Annotated in this window: 3 protein-coding genes and 1 pseudogene; 2 read left to right on the top strand and 2 right to left on the bottom strand. The window is 79.9% G+C overall.

The annotated features are described in order from the left end of the window. Positions 1 to 1,238 (top strand): annotated as a pseudogene (locus tag EJA20_RS18900) (hypothetical protein); the annotation flags it as partial. A gap of 91 nt (positions 1,239 to 1,329) precedes the next feature. Here the strand turns inward: EJA20_RS18900 and EJA20_RS17980 are convergent. Next, entirely contained in the window at positions 1,330 to 1,725 is a 396-nt protein-coding gene (locus EJA20_RS17980; RefSeq protein ID WP_129339887.1) for a phage holin family protein, read from the bottom strand. 50 nt (positions 1,726 to 1,775) lie between these two features. Between EJA20_RS17980 and hisC the strand changes: the two genes are divergently transcribed. Next, positions 1,776 to 2,864 (top strand): histidinol-phosphate transaminase, encoded by a 1,089-nt coding sequence (hisC, locus tag EJA20_RS17975; protein WP_129339886.1) that lies wholly within the window; start codon positions 1,776 to 1,778, stop codon positions 2,862 to 2,864. A gap of 61 nt (positions 2,865 to 2,925) precedes the next feature. Here hisC and EJA20_RS17970 read toward each other — a convergent pair. After that, positions 2,926 to 4,715: putative bifunctional diguanylate cyclase/phosphodiesterase (locus tag EJA20_RS17970; RefSeq protein ID WP_205687574.1), on the bottom strand; the 1,790-nt coding region annotated here is incomplete at its 5' end.

Raw genomic sequence — 4,715 nt, 5'->3', positions numbered from 1 at the left:
TCCCGACGGCGCTCGCGGCGGACGGCTGGGCCGGCTGGGCCGGCTGGGACGGCGCGGGCGGCGGGCACCGGTGGGGCGCGGCGGTGCGCGCCCACCTCGCGGCGGCCACGGCACCGTTGGGCGGAGCGGCCGCCCTCGCGGCGTCGGCGTCCGCCCTCGCGGCGGACCTGCGGGCGGTGCGGGCGGTGTGGGCCGACGCCGACGCCGCGGCCGCCCGCCTGCTGGCGTCCGTCCGCTCGGCGGCGTGGGGGGTGGCGGCGCTGCTGGAGGGCGGGGTGCCCGGGGTGCCCGGCGTCTCCGGGCCTGCCGGGGGCCTCGGCGCGGCGCTGGCGGCCGCGGTCGCGGCGGGCGTCCCGCTCGCCGCCGTCCAGGGCCTCGGCCTGGCGCTCGGCGGGGCTGCCGGCACCGGGCCCGTCGCCGCCGGGCGGGCGGGGGTGCCCGGCCTGGCCGCGCACCTGGCAGCTGCTCTGCCGCCCGTCCGGACCCCCGTCGTCGAGCGCCTGGGCCACGCGCCGCAGCCGCCGCCGGCGCGCGACGCCGCCGACCTGCTCGTCGCGCTCGGTGCGGTGCGCACGCGCTGGGCCTGCCGGCCCGGTGCCCCCGACGCGGTGCTCGGCCTCCAGCGCTACGACCACCCCGGCGGCGGGCGCGCCTGGGTGCTGCTCGTCCCGGGGACCGTCACCTGGGGCGCGGGCTCGCCCGTGCCGGCCGACACGGCGACGAACCTGCGTCTCGTCGCCGGGCTGCCCGACGAGGTGACCGCGGGCGCCCGCGAGGTCCTGCGGCGCGCCGGGGCCGCGGGGGAGCCCGTCGTGCTCGTCGGGCACAGCCAGGGCGGCATGGTCGTCCAGGCGCTGGCCGCCGCCGGGCTGCCCGGGGCGCGGGCGGTGGTCACCGCCGGGGCGCCGGACGTCCCCGGCCCGCCGCCCGGCGTGCCGACGCGGCACTACCGGCACGCCGCCGACCCCGTGCCGCAGCTCGACGGGCGGCCGGACCGGGTGGCGGTCGACGTCACGGTGGTCCGGCCGGGCGCGGCCCCGCCGTCGGGCGACGGCACGCCCGTGGACGGTGGTCACGGGCTGGGCGCCTACGTCCGGACCGCGCGGCAGGCCGCGGGCCACCCCGGGCTGTCCGCGGACGGGGGTGACGGTGTCGCCGGGGCGCTGGCGGAGGTCCTCGGCCCTCCGGGCACGGTCGTGACGACGCAGGTGTGGCGCCTCACCCGGCCGGCGCCGTGAGGGGCCCGGCCGGCGGGCGGAGCGCCGGCGCGGCCGGTCCGGCGCGGGAGCCCGGCACGGCAGCGGCGCGGTCAGGTGCGGTCAGGTGCGGTCAGGTGCGGCGGGCGCGGTGGCGCTCGTCGGACAGGAGCGCGGACAGCAGCCAGCTCACGACGGACACGATCAGCGCGCCGACGAAGGCCGAGCCGAAGCCGTCCACGCGCAGCCCCCAGGAGGTCAGCTCGGTGAGCCGGGCCGTGAGCAGGAGCATGAGGGCGTTCACCACGAGGTGGAACAGCCCGAGCGTCAGCACGTACAGCGGCAGGGACAGCAGGGCGACGACCGGCTTCACGACGGCGTTCACCAGGCCGAACACGAGCGCGACGAGGAGCACGACGCCCACCCGGGCGGCGACGCCCGCCGCGCCGACGATCTCCAGCCCCGGCAGGAGGAGCGTGGCGACGCCGATCGCCACGCCGGACAGCAGCACCCGCGCGACGAACCCCATGCGCCGATCCTGCCACCGGGGCCCGCGGCCGCGGGTGGCATCCTGGCCCCGTGAGCCGAGCCGCACGCCGCGTCCCCCTGCGCCGGGCCCTGTCCGAGCTGCCCCCGTACGTGCCCGGGGCACGAGTGCCCGTCGGTGCGGCGGCGTTCAAGCTCTCCTCCAACGAGAACCCGTTCCCGCCGCTGCCGTCGGTGGTCGCCGCCGTGGTGGACGCGGCGGCGGACCTGAACCGCTACCCCGACATGTACGCGACGGACCTCGTCGAGGCGCTCGCGGAGCACCACGGGGTGCGGCCGGACCAGGTGGTGGCGGGGTGCGGCTCGGTGGCGGTGCTCGAGCACGTCCTCGACGCGGTCTGCGAGACCGGCGACGAGGTCGTGCTGCCGTGGCGCTCCTTCGAGGCCTACCCCATCGCGGTGCGGCTGGCCGGCGCGGTGCCCGTGCCCGTCCCGCTCGCACCCGGCGCCCGCCTCGACCTGCCGGCCATGGCCGCGGCGGTCACCCCGCGCACGCGGGTCGTCCTCGTCTGCACCCCGAACAACCCGACGGGCCCCGCGGTGCACGCGGCGGAGCTCGACGCCCTGCTGGCGGCGGTGCCGGGGGACGTGCTGGTCGTCGTCGACGAGGCGTACGTCGAGTTCGTCCGCGACCCCGACGCGGTCGACGGCCTCGCGGTGCTCGCGGAGCACCCCAACGTCGTCGTGCTGCGCACGTTCTCGAAGGCGTACGGCCTGGCGGGGCTGCGCGTGGGGTACGCGCTCGCGCGGGCCCGGCTCGCCGCCGGCGTGCGGGCGGCGTCGACCCCGTTCGGGGTGAACGCGCTCGCGCAGGTCGCGGCCCTCGCGTCGCTGCGGGCCGGCGCGGAGATGCGCACCCGCGTCGAGGCGGTCGTCGCCGAGCGCGCGCGGATGCTCGCCGGGCTGCGCGAGCAGGGCTGGGACGTGCCGGCGTCCGAGGCGAACTTCGTGTGGCTGCCGCTGGGTGACGGCGCGTCGGCGTTCGCGGCGGCCGCGGGTGAGGCGGGCGTGCTCGTGCGGCCCTTCGCCGGCGACGGCGTGCGGGTGAGCGTCGGCGAGCCGGAGGCCACGGACCTGCTGCTCGGCGTCACGTCGCGCATGCGGCCCCCCGTCCCCGCCTGACGCGCCGCCCGACGGCCCGACGCGCGGCTCGACGCGCCGCCGCACCGGCGCGGGGGCCGGCTCAGGCGGTGGGCGGTGCGCCGAGGTGGGCCGCGGGGACGGGGCGCCCGAAGTGCCAGCCCTGGGCGAGCGTGCAGCCCAGGTCCGCCACGGCCCGTGCCTGCTCGGCCGTCTCGACGCCCTCGGCCACGACGGTCAGCCCCAGCCCGCGGGCGAGCTGCACGATCGCCTCGAGCACGGGGGTGGCGGTGACGCCGTCGCCGAGCCGGGCGACGAAGCTCCGGTCGACCTTGAGCTGCGTCACGGGCAGCTCCTCGAGGCGGCTGAGCGAGGACCAGCCCGTGCCGAAGTCGTCGACCGACACCTCCACGCCCGCGTCGCGGACGGCGACGAGGTTCGCGCGGACGCTGTCCTCGTCCCGCCCGAGGGTCGTCTCCGTCACCTCGACGACGAGCGCCTGCGGCGGCAGCCCCGCGGCCCGCAGCAGCGCGAGGGTCGCCCCGGCCCACGCGGGGTCGCACAGCTCGCGGTGCGAGACGTTGACGGCCACGGACTGCGGCAGCCCCGCCCGCCCCCGCCAGTCCGCGAGCTGCTGCACGGCCCGCACCAGCACCCAGCGCCCGAGCTCGACGACGGACCCGTCCCGCTCGGCGACGGGCACGAAGCAGTCGGGCGGGACCGTGCCGCGCACGGGGTCGAACCACCGCACGAGCGCCTCGGCGCTGACCACGGTGCCGTCGCCGGGCAGCACGACGGGCTGGAAGTGCACGGCCAGCTCACCGGCCCGGAGCGCGGCGCGCAGGCGGGCCCCGCCGCCGTCGGCCTCCGCGGCGACGACCGTGCGCGCGCCGCCGCGCTCGAGGGCCTCGTACGTGGCGCCCTTGGCCCGGTGCACGAGGCTGGCCGGGCTGTCGCCGCGCACCGGCACCGCGACCCCGGCGGACGCGGACGTCGGCAGGGCGGCCCGGAGGGCGTCGGCGACCCGGACCGCGGCGTCCTCGTCGAGCCCCGGCAGGAGCACCGCGAACTCGTCGCTCCCCGAACGGGCCACCGTGGCGGACGGGCCGGCGGCGCGCGCGGTGCGCTGCGCCACCGTGCGCAGGAGGTGGTCCCCGGCCTCCACCCCGGCGCCCTCGTTGAGGCCCCGGAAGCCGTCGAGGTCGAGGAGGACGACGGCGGAGGACGGCGCCTCGGACCCGCGCAGGTGCTCGGCGAGCACCCGGTCGAGGCCGGCCCGGTTCATCAGACCGGTGACCGGGTCGACCGTCGCCTCCGCGGCGGCGCGCACGAGCCAGCCGACGAGCGCGCCCGCCGCGGCGAACGTGACCTGCATGAGGAGCGCGAGGACGACGGACTGGCCCGTCGCGGCGGCGACGAGCGCGTGCAGGGCGGCGGTCGCCGCCAGGTGCGCGGCCGCCGTCCGCCACGGGAAGAAGAGGAACGCGTCGAGGACGACGAAGAGGTAGAGGCCGGCGATGGCCCCGCCGATCGGCGCGGAGGCCGCCAGGGCGGTGCCGGCGGTGATGACGACCGCGCCGCCGGCGGCGATGACGTGGAAGGACCCCCGCGGCCAGGTGTGCGCCCGCAGCCCGATGACGACGCCCGCGGCGAGCGCCAGGGCGGCCATGACGAGGATCGTCGAGCGGCCGGAGAAGGCGGCCGCGTCCCCGACCCCGACGAAGCCGATGGCGCCGGCCGACGACCAGAGGGCGCCGGCCGTGCGCGCCATGACGCGGGGCGTGGCGACGGAGGTGGCCGCGGCGACGGAGAGCGCGGGGCCGCGCCCTGCGCCGCGGGCCCGGCCGGCACCCGCGGCGGTGGCCGGGGGGGCGACGGCCCGTGCGGGGCCCC

The sequence above is a fragment of the Cellulomonas endophytica genome (genome assembly GCF_004123805.1).
In the GTDB taxonomy this organism is placed as follows: domain Bacteria; phylum Actinomycetota; class Actinomycetes; order Actinomycetales; family Cellulomonadaceae; genus Cellulomonas; species Cellulomonas endophytica.
The sequence above is the reverse complement of the archived record's forward strand: the minus strand, read 5'-3'. Positions and strand labels throughout refer to the sequence as shown.